Annotated in this window: 9 protein-coding genes and 1 pseudogene; 2 read left to right on the forward strand and 8 right to left on the reverse strand. The window is 52.7% G+C overall.

Features of this window, described 5'->3' with window-relative positions; all coding sequences use genetic code 11:
• The 6 genes and pseudogenes from AC13DD_RS12345 to AC13DD_RS12370 form a co-directional block, all read right to left on the reverse strand.
• Positions 1-596, reverse strand: a pseudogene (locus AC13DD_RS12345) (hypothetical protein); the annotation flags it as partial.
• Between the two features lie 2 nt (positions 597-598).
• Complete coding sequence (locus tag AC13DD_RS12350) at positions 599-3,277, reverse strand: DUF499 domain-containing protein (protein ID WP_482931230.1); 2,679 nt, start codon at positions 3,275-3,277, stop codon at positions 599-601.
• A gap of 246 nt (positions 3,278-3,523) precedes the next feature.
• On the reverse strand, positions 3,524-7,417 hold the full coding sequence (locus tag AC13DD_RS12355) for a DEAD/DEAH box helicase (RefSeq protein WP_482931231.1): 3,894 nt from the start codon (positions 7,415-7,417) through the stop codon (positions 3,524-3,526).
• Positions 7,414-9,450: a phospholipase D-like domain-containing protein gene (locus tag AC13DD_RS12360; RefSeq protein ID WP_482931232.1), complete on the reverse strand. Its 2,037-nt coding sequence runs from the start codon at positions 9,448-9,450 to the stop codon at positions 7,414-7,416. The genes AC13DD_RS12355 and AC13DD_RS12360 overlap by 4 nt, the downstream gene beginning before the upstream one ends.
• A complete protein-coding gene (locus AC13DD_RS12365) occupies positions 9,443-10,663 on the reverse strand; it encodes a hypothetical protein (RefSeq protein ID WP_482931233.1) in 1,221 nt (406 codons plus the stop codon). The genes AC13DD_RS12360 and AC13DD_RS12365 overlap by 8 nt, the downstream gene beginning before the upstream one ends.
• Positions 10,664-10,710: 47 nt before the next feature.
• Positions 10,711-11,193, reverse strand: coding sequence for a hypothetical protein (locus AC13DD_RS12370; RefSeq protein WP_482931234.1), 483 nt, complete (start codon positions 11,191-11,193; stop codon positions 10,711-10,713).
• 187 nt (positions 11,194-11,380) lie between these two features.
• On the opposite strand from AC13DD_RS12370, the gene AC13DD_RS12375 reads away from it, so the two are divergent.
• On the forward strand, positions 11,381-11,599 hold the full coding sequence (locus AC13DD_RS12375; protein WP_036206388.1) for an antitoxin Xre/MbcA/ParS toxin-binding domain-containing protein: 219 nt from the start codon (positions 11,381-11,383) through the stop codon (positions 11,597-11,599).
• Positions 11,600-12,573: 974 nt separating this feature from the next.
• Positions 12,574-13,563: an integrase domain-containing protein gene (locus AC13DD_RS12380; protein WP_482931235.1), complete on the forward strand. Its 990-nt coding sequence runs from the start codon at positions 12,574-12,576 to the stop codon at positions 13,561-13,563.
• A gap of 1,055 nt (positions 13,564-14,618) precedes the next feature.
• On the opposite strand, the gene AC13DD_RS12385 is transcribed toward AC13DD_RS12380, so the two are convergent.
• A complete protein-coding gene (locus AC13DD_RS12385) occupies positions 14,619-15,872 on the reverse strand; it encodes a hypothetical protein (RefSeq protein ID WP_482931236.1) in 1,254 nt (417 codons plus the stop codon).
• A gap of 549 nt (positions 15,873-16,421) precedes the next feature.
• Positions 16,422-16,589 (reverse strand): helix-turn-helix transcriptional regulator, encoded by a 168-nt coding sequence (locus AC13DD_RS12390; protein WP_482931237.1) that lies wholly within the window; start codon positions 16,587-16,589, stop codon positions 16,422-16,424.
• Positions 16,590-16,680: the final 91 nt, after the last annotated feature.

Below are 16,680 nucleotides of genomic sequence, written 5' to 3' on the forward strand. Positions count from 1 at the left end.
GCCACTCGTTCAGGCTCGGGGGAAGAAGCAGTTCCTGGCCAGGCGAATACGGGCGGAAAGTGGTTCCCATCAGTCATCCTGTTGCTGAAGAATTTTGATCTATTGTGCCAGAATGTAGCTTCTGCCGCGCAGACTCCTAGGTTGGAACGCTGTCCGAATCCAAGAGCCTTGGCAAAGGGCGTTGTATCACCGGGCACCTCTGAGCCAGTGACTCTCTGGTTGTGGACACTGTAACCTCGCTCTGCAGCCTGTTCGAGAAGCCATGGGAGCTCTCTCAGCGATAATGCATCGAGAATCAGTATGGCTTTGCCCTTGGTTTGCTCTGACCAGAATTGCTTCAGTGCTTCACTTGTTCTTGGTGCAGTATCCTCATAACTCTGCCATAGCTCCCAGGCACTCCCCGAAAGAAGGTTATCCAACTTCGCGCAGGCTCTATCCCTCTCCGTGGTCTGTGCGTCCGCAATATCTGGCCGTAACGGCGACGAGAACCGATCCCAAAGAAGCTTAAAAAGAGCTTGCCAGGCTTCAGCCGCAGGCAGACCGAAGATTTGATCAAGGTCGTTACTTTCCATGAGTTTTTCTTGTTGGGACGACATGCTTACTCTCGCTCTTCCTTGTCGACTTCAAGCCCATAGGTAAGGCCATCAGGCAGATTTTTGAGTAACTTCTCCAATTGAGCACCTGTCAAATTGCCCACGTTCAAATTCAGGTTGTGCAACGATGTGCCAGCATTTACACCCCATGACTCCAGCTTCCCAAGGAGGCTCAGGGCAGATGTGGGCGGAGTTTCCAGCCGCTGTTGACGACCAGAACCACCAAAAAGCCCACCGCCTGGCAGTGGCGACGGTTCAGGCGGTGTAGGTACCGGGTTGCCGGGAGCTGGAGGCTCTTGTATCCCACCCGGTGGATTGGGCTGGGGAGTCGCCCCGCCACTACTTACCGTCGAACCCGGTAGATGCACGGTTGTATCGTCAAGCTGACGGCCTGTACCAAGGCGACCTCGCATACGACGCCACGCATCCTCCTCAGTTTCACCGGGATTGCGCTCCATCATTTCTCTTCCGAGCAGATTGATGGCCACTTTGCCTTGTGCGCAAACCCGAGTAATCAATTCTTTTGCCTCTATTTCTCCCAGCCAGGGGATACAATGTTCCCCACCACCCATGGGCTCTTTGAGCTGATCCAGAAGTTCGCCGACTGAGCGATTGGTGGTTGCAGCATCGGCAACCAATGTCTCCAAATCCTCAGGGATAAACAGTTCCCTGCGGGTGATTTCCTCGATAGCCGGGAGGATATGACTGCCATCGGTATTGTGACTGGTACTCAGGAACACACATCGTTCCGGTTGGCCGAAATTCCACTGATCGAGAATCGAAAAGCGGTCAAAACGGATCTTCAGCTGGTCTCTAAGCTCCTTTTGATACTTCAGGTGCAACGCAGAATAGGCTGCATCGCCTTTCTTCCACTGATCCGCCAGGAAAACCGCTCGGGCAAGCACCATCAGCGCCTTGTCGTAGAAGACGTGTTCGGAGCCCTTCTTCGGCAGAAGGAATCTAACCGTATTACGGTGCTTGCTGATGAACTCTTTCAGCCATCTCCCTAGTTCGGCATCGGTAACACCCGGATTTGGAACAACCACAACAGGTATCCGGTTGTCCCAGTTTTGTGGATGGTCACGTTCGTCGACTTCAGACCACGGGTCCTTATCCCAGTTACGTTTAAGAACAATGACCCTATTCCCCTGGGAGATGCCATCCGCTCCAGAGAGAACATAGCGAATCTCATCGGCAAGGTGGTCGAGATCCGATCCGTTCTCGAAGAGTCGGTCATTCTTGGCGTGCGCCATCAACTTCGCTTGGGGGTTTTCTTCGTTGAGGAAAACCAGTCGGCTGCCTTTTCGATGAATATTGAAACTATTCTCTTCAATCAACGCCAACTCAGCCTGGAACTGATTGTCGTCTATCGGCTGGTTTCGGGTGATATCGACCTGAAGTACGTGTGCCTCTGCTCCGGCTTGGGTCTCAAGTGAAAGAGACCGCAGCCACAGAGAACTGAGGACTTCCTCCAAATGTGGGACAGTTTGACCTCCTGCACGAAGGGCCTGTTCAACGGCTTCCTTGTTTCGCAGGGCTTTGTCCCGAAGGTCTCGATGCATTGCGTTAGCTACCGAGTCCAGCAGCGAAGCGACGACACTTTTTTCATCCGTTATCGAGAAGTCAGCGGCGGTTATGACAGGACTTTTCTCTCCAGCTGTCTTGAAGACGTCGACCAGATAACGAATCAGATCCCTTGTGTCCTGAGCATCGGTCGCAATAAGCACCTGATCATCAAGTAGCTGCATTAGCTCGGGGGAATATGGCCATGCCTCGATGAACTCCTGCAGCTTGGAATCGTGCTCTGATCCCGAAACATGGTTCAAGCGGAGAAACTCACCAAAATGAGGTTGGATCAACGACTTAATATCGCCCGCCTGCACATTCAAGCGATTCTCAAAAATACGGTAGAGCAATAGCCGCTGTCGGTCTTTTTTGGCCTGTGGCCCTTTGAAATCCACACGAATGGGATTAACGCGATAAATTTGCTGAGCGGCATCAGACGCGCCATCCCGGACTGATACAACGAGACTCAATAGGTCCGGATTGTTCTCGGCAATCTGGGAAAGAATCTGAATAAAATTGAATGCCCACGTACGCCATGGATACTGTTTGCTATTCGTCAGGCCTTCATACCATGTCTGAAACTCGTCCAGGATCAGCATTGTGGGCTGCTCCTGGAACATTTTTAGAACGATGTCGTACCCTGGCACCTCAGTTTTCTGGCTACCCTGATGTTCCCAGATTCCCTGCGCTACTTTCCCGTTGGGATGCTGATCGAACAGCAGATCCCACAGAAATTTGTACTGGTGTAGCTCCATACTCTGAGCTATCACGTGCATATTGCTTCGGAGCTTGATCTGCTTTAACGCTTCATTTTTGGTGGCAGCAGCCCAATCTCGGCACCAGGCTTCACCCGCATCAGGATCCTTCAGCATATGAGAGACGGCAGCCATAAGATGGGATTTACCCTGCCCGCGGGCACCAATAATGACCACTGGGCGAGCCTGACCAGGCTGTATGGCTTCAACCGTTTTCAGCAGATCAACAGACGGGTATGTAATATCCAGAAATTCTTTCGCTGTCCGGTCCAACGCGCCCGTGCCGCGCCTGTTTGTAAAACTGATCATCGTCCCGCTAAGGCGGCGGCCGGTAAATTCTTCGCGTAGCTTCAGTCCCAGCATGGGGGCTCCTTGTGTTCAGAATCTCTGATAGCAAATTAACCTGTTAGCCCCACTGGTAGACGTGGAGCAGTTGTCTCAGACTTCAGATCCAGACAAGCAATTCAAGCGCCTGATAAACCACTATTCAAAACATATAGGTAGGGTGCGCTATTATAGACAGATGGCATCAATACTGCTTGATCTGGGGCTAGAATCCAAGCGGGCAGATACATGCGGCATACCATTCAACCGCAGTTTTACCAACGTTTAGAACCGATCTTCTTCGCAGACCAAATACTCCAGCCGGTCACTCTCCACCGCCAGCACATGAGCACAGTAGATGAATTCCCGCCAATGCAGGCTATCAACCGGATGCACGCAGCGGCCGACAATCTCCTGGTGGTCATTCATCATGAACTCGACCACGTCGGTAGAGCGATTTCGCTCCCATGTAAGCTCTACAATTTTCTCAACAGCCAGTATCCTCACAACGTCCGAAGGCACTGAGGGGCTGATGAAAATACACTGCCCGTCGCACTCCGACAGGAAAACTGTCTGAGATCGCTGCAACTCGCCCTCTTTGAACCAAAACTGGAGACCGATCGTTTTCCCGGAATCGACCACATTTACCTTCAGGGCCTGTTGACCGACTTGAATTTCTTGGTCTTGCCGAAGTCGTTCGAGGAGTTGAGAAACGACAGAGCCTGGCGGTCGGTATTGCTTCGGGTCGTGTCTTTCATGAAACCGATCAAGGAGCGCCGTCATATCCCTCTCGACCGTTACGATCTCATCCCCCACCAGCATTTCAGCATCGTATGCCAATCGCCAAACGTTCCTAGCAGTTTGGTAAGCAAAGGTTCTATGGAGCGTCGTCCAGGACTGCTGGTGCATCAACGTCGCCAGTTCAGCATGGGATCCTATCTGGACTTGGGTTCCACGACCGTCCTGGTGATCGACCACGACTCGGGCAAGGATTTCTCCAGATGCCCTGGCTGTCGTCAGCCGGACTTCCGCCATATCCGATACCTGTCCCACCAGGTCGCTGACCTTCAGGTTAACGCTCAATGGCCAGCGACCGCGCTCACCTACACCGAGCGCTGAGCCAATCAGCTGCTTCGCCTGATCGACGTTCGCCTGCACTTGCTTTTGGGTCTCCCTGATCTGCTGTTTGAGAAAACTTAGGTGTCCCATATCAGATCTTGGATCTGCCGGATCAAAAGGACTTTCCAGAAAATCTCTTATCTGGGGCTCTATTCGGGTGCGATCGGCGATTTCGGATTCGGCAATCTCCCCCCTGTCTGAAGCGACGGTGTTTCCGATCTCATGGAGCGAGGCCATGTAACGATTGATGCTTTCCGAGAGTCGACGAATCTGAACGCGCTCAATGCTCTCCTTCACATGAGGGAAACTAACCTGTATTAAGTCATCCTCTTCCGGATCACTGAAGCCTTCACAAGTGAGCCGCCGCTGTGCCAGTGAGCCAACACGGTCAACCCGGCCGTTCTTCTGCTCGATGCTCACTGGCGAGCCTGATACGCCGTAGTGGACAACGCTGTCACAGAACAGGTGCAGGTCTTCCCCTTCCTGAAACACGTTCGTGCTTACAAGTACCAATGGATACCCTGGCATACGAAACTTGCGGGCCTGGGCTGAGCGCTGTCCCGGCGCATTGGTCTCGCCCGTGGCACCAATGACCGGGGCGATCGGGTTAAGCTGATTACTCAGATAGCGGCGATATTCGTTGGTACCCAGGTCGAAAATGCCAGGAAGGTTGGCTTTCAATATTGCCGGCAGCTCATCCGCCAGCCCTTTTAGCTCACGATAGGTTGAGAACCCGGGTACTTGGGACTGTCGAGTTAACTCCGCAACGAAATCTTTAATCCAGCCAATGAGGACGCTGGTATTGAGATCTCCCTCTCCCTGCCTCAGACGCGACACGTACAGATCAATCATGCCGTGGCCCGTGCGAATTACCGTCGATATAAGTGCTGTGTGGATATCGACGGTCCTCAGAAGCGCTTGGATGTCCTCAGGGTTAGTGAAAGCTGCCGTTTCAGTCAGCCGACGAAGCACCTTTCCTAAACTTGGCTGGATTTGCCCCCTCAGCTCATCGCTAGCCTCTAGCTCAGAGAACAGTGTTGGTAAGCAGAGCTGCTCTCGAACGTCCTGGGGGCTAAGGGGAACAGCGTCTTCCTGCACCTTCTGATGACTGAGAGAAGCTTGTAGGTGATCTCGAAGTGGAGAAAAAGCAAAATGTCCGAGCTGGTTGACCCAGGCATCAAGGAAGAACAATTGCGACAGCCTGAATTTCCGCAGGTACTCCTGCGCCTGAACCCTTCCAAGATCAGCAAGGGATGTTTCGGTTGCAGCGGCCAAACATTGCTCGATAACTTGGCGTAGATCCACACCGCTAAAAAAGCAGATGAGCTTTGCCCAATTCACCTCTAACAGAGGGCTAGCGAGGCGCGTGGGTTGGGAAACGCTTTGCCTCACCTGATCCGGCGTTAAAAGATCTCCCCAGTTCTTCTGTTTTTGAGGCTTTGGCGCATCGCCTCGGAAGAACCAGTTGAAGAGGTTGTCGTTCTTCGGTGGCTGCCGGAGTTCGGCCTCTCCAGTGCTGCCCTCCTCGGCGAGGCCTTCATCTATGCGCTCGTCCCTGAATCGGCTGATTTCACTGTATTCGCTGATCACGCCTTGCATAGAACTCAGTGCTTTCGGGCGACCTTGCAGGCGGAAATTCAGGTAATTGATCAGCCAATCGTCATAGCATTCATCGAGTTTCTGCTTGAGTTCTTTGACGCTTTTCACCCGACGCACGAATACAAGCTGTTTGCGGTTCTCCTTAAAAACCGCATTGGCCAACTGCTTTGCAACTGTGTCCATTTTAGGGTGTGGCAGTGACCGCCCGAGGTTTGCATTTACATAGCTGTCGACAATAGCGCCAACCACGTTCCGGTCCTGCGCATCGCGTCCCCTGTCATCGGGGTCTTCGCTATCGAACTCCACCCGGGGGGAGCGAGTGGTTTCACCATAGCTCTCGAAAGATGCGAGCATGCCCATTTGGAAGGACGGAGAGCCATGCTTATGGCCAAGTGCATCGCCGACTTTCTTCTGAACCAGGGCGGTGACCAGCTTCTGTTCATCCGTTTCCAGTTCAATCGCTGCCTTTTGCCCATCGCGCCACTCCGCACGGTACATATTGCGGGTGTATTCCCGGTCGCCGATTTTCAAACGGTTGAGGCGGCGCACCATGAACCGGGCAATCTCTGCTTTGTCCGTTACAGACTGGGCGTTCCTCAGTAGGCCGTCCTTCCCAACCAGAGCAAGTTGGTTTCGTAGCTGTTCCAGGTTGCGGTCGTAAGGCGTGGCTGAGAGCAGCAAGGCATTGCGTACGCGACGCTGAAAAGGTTTGTCCTCAGCGTTTTGGTTTTGATAGAACCCCAAGACCTGAGAAAGTACGCGGTTTCGGTCGCTGCTCTCGAAGTTGTGTTTGAAATTGTGGCTCTCGTCGATAACCACCAGGTCGAAGGTGGGCAGCACGTAATTCAGTGCCCGGGCGAACTCGTCTTTTACTCCACGATGAGTGGGATCACCACTTGGGACCGAAAATGCCGGTAACATTCTCTGCAGTTTCTTGCGCTGCTCGTTCCAGCTTCTGATTGCTTCCTCATCGTATTCATCGGCAGCCTTTTTTAAGCCAAAGCTGAAACTCCCATTGCGAACGAAAAAGTCAGCATAGAAGCCGGAGGCTGCTGTGCGGATGAGGTCTTCCAGGCTATCGCATTTGGCCACAGGGGCAGCCGGCTTGCCCTCCGGAGTACGCACTCGGTAGCTAGCAGTACAGACGTTCCTGTCGATAAAGCTGGCATGTTCCCGCAGCCATTTATCCTGAACATTAGCACTCGGGCAAATATAAAGAACCCGCAGGGCCGGGTTGAAATACCGCATCAGCGCAACAACTCCGAGCGCTATGTAGGTTTTTCCCATTCCGACTTCATCGGCGAGATAACCTAACCCGATATTCTCGGTGTTGATCATGTTGTAGAGAGCCACCGCGCCACGGAGCTGGACCTCGCCGAGCGATTTGAGCTCATCCCTACCACCACTGAAATCAAGAATATGGCGTGCAGAGTCTAGGTCGAGAATAGGGTAAGGTTTCATGCGCTACCCTCCGCTCTTTCGATCCGGTACTGCTGCAGAAATTGAGCCTCAAACCAATCGAAGAACCGGTCTCGATCATCCTCACGCTCACTGGAAAGCTTGATCAATTTGCTCTCGCGTATCTGTTGAAGAAGCGTTTCGATAAACTCCAACTGCTCTGTGACATAGGGGCGACCTGCAAATTCGGCTGATCGATAGACTTCCTTGGCACTGAGTAATAACAGATACGCACTGACCGGATGGAGCGGCTGATCACTCTCCTGCGCGGGTTCGAGTGCAGCTGCAGCCCGGCCTACTAATGTTGGTAGGCTATCCACGCCGGTGCCGGTGAGGTAGTAATCCTGTTTCTTCGGTGAGGATTGCTCGTTGCTGAGGTCACGCCTCAGCATGCGAAATGCGTGGAACAGTTCGGCATATTCGGAAAAGAACTCGTTCTCCAGCGGTGCCTCTTCGATCAGGCTGGTTTCCCCTCGCTCGCCCAGTTCAAACAGTCTCTTAACCCGTGCGTCCGTCAGCAGCAGCTGACGGCGTTCGGGAGACATTCCGGCATAAATAGCCAGGATCTGTTGAGGAGACAGTGTCGCGAGCTCGGGTTGTGGTTTGTGCGACCAGTGTGTTTGCTGAAGCAAAACACGGTGCGGGGCGATTAGTTCACCGGAATCACAAACTCGTCCAGACACGAGGATCAGGGAGCCGTTGGCTAGCGCCTTCTCCAGAGCTTCCGTGTCGCCAGTGTAGTCGCTCAAACAGTTGCCGAGAGGCCAGCCCTTCACTGCCGTGCTATCTACCCCGTCAGGGCCGATTAAATCAATTTCGATCGGGCTTTCAGAGTCCACTCTCCCACGCAGGATTTTGGTCAGCCAATCAAACGTGAGGGAGATCTGCGGCATGATGCCCTGCTCTTCGCCGTCAATCTCGCCCGGGGCTGGTTCGAGTGATCGTTGGCTAACCTCCGGCAAATCGTCGGAGATCGTCTCCAGCAGCGACTCTGGATCTGTATCTACCAGAAAACCGGCTTCAACATTCTCATTGAGCGCTTTGTACGTGAAATTCACTGAGCCAACAAAGGTGAAAGCCCGATCAGCGCCAATGAAATTGAAAATCTTGGCGTGCAGTTCCCTATGAGGCTCTTTTCCTACTCCCAATGGGTCTGATGTTGTTTTAACCCAATCGGACCAGGAGACGTTCTCCAACCTATCAATATGGGCCAGATAATCGATGTTGCAGAGCGCCTCTTGCTTATCATCACGCGGCAACAATAGGCGCACATTACTCACGCCCAGATCCTGAAACGCCTCATGAAGATTATTCCTGGAGTCGTCAGCGAAAAATGGCGAGATAATCTCCAGTTCAACGGGCTTTTTAAGCTGGCTGGTCTCTGCGGATAGAAAATCCAGAAACCGCGTTGTACTGGACAATCCGAAGTAGTGGACTGGTTGTGCTTCAGGATCCGCTACGCAGTTAGCCAAAAATCTCTGAATTTCAGAAACAGCACCATTGCCCGACTGGACTACCTGCTTGCCTTGCAGGTATTCAAGATCCTGTTTCAGTACCCGCAGAAACTCTCCATCGCAATTCTTTTGGCAAATTTCCTCCCAGTGCTGGCATTCAATGTTATCCCACCAACCAGCCTTAGTGAGGTTATTGGAACCGGCGGATATCAGTAAGGAGTCACTTTCCCCAGCGCCGTTACCTACAAGCAGGAACGATAGCTTCGGGTGGAAAGCGCGATTTCCTTCTGAAACACCGTGACAGCCGTATTCCATTCCAGGTGAGCTTTCACCCTGAATACGAAATATGTTCTGATCGTAAAAGACATCAATCGGCAGTTCGGCTTCCCTGAGGGATTCTCGCACCTGGAACTGTTTCACCCGTTCATCGATCGAGAATGAGCTGTTTTCTGGCAATAAAAGAGGAACAACTTCCAGCTCAAAAAATGCGGGATCGAACGTGTAGGTAGTAAAGACAGCGGCTTTTACTAAGCGCCCTCCCAGCCGTTCTTCAAGGTATTGGGATATCTGCGCATTATCCATTACGCCCCTCCAGGTTCGCTTTGGCAATGCGAAAATAAGATCCCAGGAAGTAATCGTAGTCCCAGTCACCCAGAAGAGCCCTCTGGGACCGAAGAACAGCCGTTTCTGACTTAACTTTGACGTTGAGAATGTCGCCGTCACAGGTTACCCATGGAGCGCCACCCCTCGCTTTCATCACCTCCGCATTTAACTTGATGACGGCTCTCACTGCTCCCCAATGGTTGCCAGCCCTCAGATTGTCATTGATCTCACAAAGCGAGTTCCTGCGAGTCATCCCTTGCGGCAGTGTCTCTGGCAGGTGATCATACTGATAAGCCTGGCTTTCAAGCTGTTCTACGACTGAAGAGACCGGTCGATGATCCTGTGTGAGCAGGTAATAGAAAACGTTGTTAGCGGCGACCAGCACACGCTCTACTCGCTGGATCTCCTCCAGACACTTCTGCAACTCAGGTGACGCCACAGTCTGAATTGCATTCAAACTCTGGGGAAACTCACCGGTTAGCTTGCCTGCCCTAGCGAGATTCTCGGTCGCGGAGAAAAGATCCTCTTGAACTGAGGCATTCTGATTCCGGCGACCGCGAAGTAGTATATGAGTGAGTTTTTTTCGGACAACGTCCTTACGAATGGCCTGCCAAAATTGGGGAGCCAAGCGCTCACATTGATCTCTGGAAAGTTGACCGTCGACCCGGAACAGCTGAATGAATTCGTTGGCGTTCAGCCCCTGTGCGATTGTTGCAGCGAGGTCCATCCCTTCCGCTGTGAGCTTCCGATCGCTCCCTTCTGCTAGCCCGGAATCTTTCAGGGCCGAACTGTACAAGCCCCACAAGCCATAACTTGCCTGATTGCTCAGAATTTGAGCCTTCAGGCTAATAGCTAACGACCCCACCTGGGCTGTCATATTTTTGTGAACGCGGGTAATACCCATGATTTCTTTGCTACCGGACTGGTAGCGGAGATAGGCTGCAAGCTGCTCGTAGCGAAGGAACGTCTCCCTGATTAGCCGCTCGCGACTGTCTTTGTCGGCATTCCCACGGATCTGATGTGCCCAATAAAAGCCCAGCAGCGCAACGGTGAAGTTCTCAACGGAGCTGGTGATGGTTGTAAGGTTACCAACCACTTTTCTGCCGAAATGGGTCCAAACCAACTCGAAGCCTAGTGGGTCACGAGAACCTTTGGGTTTGGCTCGGTCGTCAAGGAGTGAAAGGAAGGGCATATCGTTTCAGATCCATCTCTTTATTATTCTGGAACCCTCGCTTTTCATCAGAGGGTCGCGACTACTTTTTTCTCCACATCAAAGGGCACTACTCCCTTTTCGAACATTTTCTGCAGACCATACGCCATCCCCTCAAGCGGTGCCTTTTCGCTGTACCCAAATCTTCGTATTTCTTCCATATAGCGCTGTATAAAGTTTCGCGCGCCGAGCGTTCGCCATTGGATTACGTGCACAAGTTCGTGAAAGTGGATACCAACATCTCTGGCTGCCTCTGGCAAAAGGTAGTAAGTATCTTTGTAGGTGATACCACCGAAGTGGTCCTCGTTATCTATAAAGTCACCCAACCCTGCTTCTCTGAGCTCCGGCATCTTTGGCATGGGGAGAGCGTTCACGACCACGAAATAGGATGAGCGGAGCAGCTCTGGGCGATAATAGCCTCCAAACTGATGCTGCAAAACTGAACAGGGGTGGCGGTCGCTTTTGTGGGCCTCATTGATCTCATCAATCCAGGATTCCAGCAGATCAATCATTTCCTCTCCCAACACTTAAACCCATCCATAGGATGTTAAGCCAACTTCCGGTCACCAGTAGTTAGCCTGCGAATTTGACCAGTCATCAATACTGCTTGCTTCATTGGAAATTTCCAAGGGTTCACTATCCCCTTTCACCAGAATAAAATCGTGAGAGTAACGGACTGGCTGAAGGACGAGGGTTCACATGGCCAAGCTAAAAGCTGACCTTGAATGGCTTCGGGCTCAAGTCATCTCCAACGCTACCGAGCTTTTCGAAGGCGATCAGGAGATGGCGGAAAAGTGGCTTTCAAAACCTCTTCCAGCAATCGGTAACGAGGTGCCAATCAACTACATTGATACCTCCGAGCGAGCACAACAGCTGCTCGATATCATCGGCCGGCTCGAACACGGAGTTTGGACTTAGAAATCCTGCCTGAACGATTTCTCGGCAAAAGATGTGCACCGGTGATGCTCAAACTTCTCCCAGGTGCCCCATAGTGTCCTCCAAATGTACCTGTAATGGACTTTCGGGACGAGTTTCCTTTTTGCTCTTCCCAAGTTGTCGCTCCTAAGTACACTTGGAGTCTACTGAGAGGCCAGTAAACAATCCCGGACTGTATTCGCACCCCACATAATGCCGCATGGTAGCAGGCATCATATTGGTCTTATTGCACTAATTCTGCGTTTACGCGAGTAGACAAGTCCATTCGCGATTTCGATAATAAAAGCTCAACCCGAGCATCAATTGCCCGGCCAGATAGCTAGTCTGGTTAAATAAAAAGCAAGTGTCTCACCGTCGATTATCGACCGGTATCCCTCGGGGCAAGACCCGATCCAAACAGCTCAAAACGAGCGTCCAAGCGGACTGCAGGTTCGCTAATCCAACCGCCCTTCTGGGCTCCGCATCTCTGCGAGCGACCACCGAACGTTAGAGAGATGCATTGACCTGGAACTGGGACCCCCAGTATTTCCAATGCCTCCAAGCCGATCCTCGGACTAGAACTCGTCGAAGACCCTGACTAAAACCAGATTCGAGCGGAATCGTTCCCCCGGTGCGTCACCACCGGCATGCTCGATTCGACCTGTTCGCCCCCAAGCCTGATCCGTATCAGGCACCCATCTTTTGCATCGTCACGCTGACCCCGTGACGGCTCCGCTACCCCAACGAACAGCATTCGCTGATTCGTTAGCCACGGTTCGCAATGGACAAACACGGTGCCTGCAGCGGCACGAACGACACTCCCAACGACCGGAGGAGATTTCCCCATGGTTTTGTATCTGACTGCGGCGACGGGGTGGAGTGTCAGCGAGGGGACCAGGCTCTGCCCCGACAGCCGCAGGGTTTGCCTCGCAACAGCTGCAACTAATCTCAAACCATCAAGAACAGGTAATTTTGCAATGAAACGGAAACGTAAGACGCCGCGCAGCCAGAAGCGCAATTTTGGCTACGGCAAACAACTTTTGTACGCCATTAAGAGGGCACTGGCAGCGCTCTTTGGTCAGCACGACCATTTCGCGACGCGCCGAACTCACGGAATTCGCATCCGGCTCTTCGTCGCATTCTGCCGGCGGCATGGTATCCGGGATGCTCGGTATATCGATCTGCAGCTGGTGGAGGCTTATGGCAGCTACCTGCGTCACCGCCTGTATGATGCCTACGAGTGGGCGGATGGTAAGCGTGACACGACGATTTCAGTGTCATATGCACATAATCTTATCTCGACAGTGAACACCTGTCTGTACGCGATGCGTCGAGATGAAAAGCTGTACTTGTCCGCTCGCAAAGCGCTGGGCGTGGCCAGATCCAATGTCCGCAAAACCCAGATTCAGGCTGATATCGCGGATACAAAAACGGCAGCAGATCTTATGATCGCGTCCGGCAATGAGCGCGGAGCTGCCGTGGTTCTGCTAACACGTGCCTGGGGCATGAGAGCGAATGAGGCCATTCTGCAGGACCTAGACCGTATGATGCGAGAGGTAGCTGCAACCGGGACCGCCGCTATCCTTGAAGGAACGAAAGGGGGCCGACGTTGCCGCAGCCGGACAATCAAAGCCGGCGAGTTTCAGCGCGAGGCACTTGAATTCGCTATCTCCGTTCGGCCGGCAGGCTCCAAATGCATTTTGTCGAAAACAGACAACGTCATCAGCTTTTACCGACGGGAGCTGGGGCGCTGCAGGAGAATCCTCAAGCGATGCGGGATCCCTACCATCCGGGAACTGCGCAGTGGATTTGCGCAGGACGCTTACGAAGAAATCGTGCGTGGACCCAGCCCACTCCGCGGCCCTATCGGGGATCGGGTATTGGATCGCATCGCCCGTGAAAAGGTCGCTCGTCTCCTGGGACATGGGCGTCCTCAGGTAGCCTCTTCTTACATCGGGGGCTACTGATGAATATTCGGGACATTACAAAGAATATCAAATGGCACGAAGAGGCCTCTACGTCGACCAAAAGCCGCACAGTAAGACGCATTCAGACGATGGCTGATGCTATTGAGGCCCAGTTTCCGGCGGTTCGGTACTGCAACCAGATTAAGCTTAAGCACATGGAGTACCTCAAGTACGCCTGGTTCGACAATGAGGGCTTCGCTCCGTCGACCATGGCTGATTACACCCGTGCCATGCGACTCATGATTAAGGCTCTCGGGAAAGACCGGCATTGGTTCGGTCACCTGGGCCTGGTCCAAGACCGGACACGCGGAGGGCGGCGAGTGGTTTCGCGAGTGACGAAAACGAGGTCACGAAATCGTCGATAAACGATCGTCCGACTGTTCGGGTGGGGTTCTTGGGAAAATTTCACAGGCCGAGCCCCCTCCCGGCCCAGGTTCAGATTTCCGATGATCGTAAACAGGCAATGAGAGAACTCATTGCCTGAAATATACGAAACCACAATCTGAACTGGAGTACCCAATGAAACTGACATTCGACAGTTGCATCAGCAAACGAACTGGTGAACCACTGGCAGCTTACGAATCTGAATATGAAGCGTGGAGTTCTTCCGACCACGCGAGCTTGTTCTACGGTCAGGACTTCACATATTACCAATGCCAGCGATGCCAGCACTGGCATCTAACCCCCAAGCACCGATACACGCCGAGTAAGCCCTGCGAGTTCTGCACCGATGGCTCTGGAGGTACCAAGGAACTTTATTCAACCAAGAAAGGAGCAGTGGCTCGGGCAGAAATCATTGGCCGTGAGAGTCACATTCATTTGCGGGTATATGAATGCCCGTACCAAACGGGTTGGCATCTGACTAAACAGTAGTGCCTAACGATGAGAACCCTTAAAACGCACTCAAGAACTGGAGTAGATTCCCATGTCAAAAGGTAAAGGTAGCTCTCGTCCCTCCAACGGTCATCCGGGCGGCAACTGGCCAAGCACAACCGGCCGGCCATCTGGAGGAGGCCGAGGTAACGCCCCTTCCAAGGGTAAGTAGCTGTGCAAGATCAGGCCGCTGAAATGTCGGCGGCCTGTTTCTGATAGTGGCTCCAGTATTTGCTGTAGAACCCGATCGCGTTGAAACGTTGAAGGTCTGGATGCGCACTGAAAATTGAGGAAAGGGTCGCTTCTTCTTCATCGATCAATCGCCCCCATGCCAGCGCAGCCTGGGCTTTCATCCACGCCAGATAATGGTCTGAGTCGTGGCCGGCACAGAGCCTGGCGATGAATGTTTCCAAATCCGATAAATCGGGAATAGTGCCACTCCGCCATCGTTTCAGTTTGCGATACTTGAGCATTGCCAGTGTGTACCCTGCAGGAGAAACAAACTCCTCTCCAGCCGAGTCACCAGGCAACAGCAGGTAGCTGGCCATTCGTCTGTAGCTAAAGTCGCAACCATTAAGCGCAGACAATCGATGCTTCCAGACCTCAAATAGCCGAATTAACGGTCTGTCCTGTTCCGACAGAGTTCCCATGGACGATGACTGGGGGGCAATATCTCCCACAAACCCATGATCGACCAACTGTTGTTTGTGCGCCTCATACACCCCATGCGCTGCAAGATACTCAGCCACATCCAAAGCTAACTCACAGAGCAGTGTGTAGTAGAAATCAACTCGCAGTTGGTGGTTAACCACTCGCAGTATGCACTTCCCCCGACGCCACTCTAAGCTTTCTGGATTTCTGGCTGTGTGGTCGATCTCGGCGATCAAGGAGATGAGTTCCGGATCCACCAGGGTGTGCTCCCTCAAGAACTCTTGACCCCGTCGAATCCAGACGGCGGGGTCATGCTGTTTATTCGGCTGTCGGCTGGTCTCCTGTTTGACCCAGTCGAGAAAAGCCTTCTCTTGGGCCATCCGCTGCTCAAGGAAGCTGGCAACTCCGGATCCTTTGAGGGCTGAGCCAATTTTCGACTTGTCAGCACCCGCCAGTGCAACTACCCACGAGGAGCCATTGTTCTTCAGTTGGAGGCCGTTCCAGGGCTCCACTGCAGCTTCGATCGATTCCAGGAATTGCTCGTCGGGAATACTTGCGTGCCAGACGCGTTTAATTTTCATCGCGGTGCTGAGTGTTACTGGCTTCTGTTCAGCTTTCTTTAACGTGTTCAGATGCGGTGCATCAACCCCGGCAGCATTCGCCATTGTCTTTATCAACCGGGGAAACGAACCTGAGTCGCCGAGCGCGATTCGCAGAAAATCAGACACGTGCGGCAGGAAGAACACATCGAGTGGCGGAAGTGTAACCCTGACTCTGCTCTTCATATGCTCCTCGATACAGTGGCGACAAAACCCTGGAATTCAGACGCTGCCACATTTGATCACATTTCAAAAGGTTTATAGCCATCATCCTCCATTAGGCTTTGAAGCGTCGATTAATCAATGTTGCTGAAGGTCAACCAACAATAAAACCTGAGGAACGAGCGCATGAAAACCGGCATATTGGAACCCAGGAACCTCCCTCACCTTCTGGCACTCGCCAGGGGTGCCAGAGCAGGCAACGTGGAGGCATGCAGGAATTTAGCCCGCCAGCTTCGCAACGCATCGAACGCCAAAGCGGTATTACGCCAACTCAAGCAGCAATTACGTCAGGACGAGATTGAACGAGAGAAACTGGCACTGCAGCGTCGAGCTGAGAGGGAGAAGAAACAGCGTACTTGCTTCCCGCCTACACACCCGCTGTTCCGAAAGAACAGGTCTACCAAGGGCCAGCGGAACCATGATGCAATGCAAAGGGCGATACTGTGTGGCGGGTTCGAAACAAACAGAACCCGCCATTAACCGATATGTTTCTGCCGTCGAATATCCGGACGATTAACTGTCCAGGCCCTCCTCATAGGCTTGCAGGTCAGCCTCTCGCCACCGGGCAGTCTTGGGGGCGAGTTTGACCGGTTTCGGAAATCGCCCTTCACGAATCCAACGCCAGATGGACTTGGGAGAAACGCCGTAACGTTTACTGACTTCTTTGATGCTGTAAAACACGTTATGTACCTCATTCCGATTAATTGGTACTGAATAAGTTAATCGGTAACAAGGGCCGGTTGTCTGGTGTAATTGCCAGAAAACGGCAGAA

The sequence above is a fragment of the Marinobacter sp. L-13 genome (assembly GCF_056857715.1).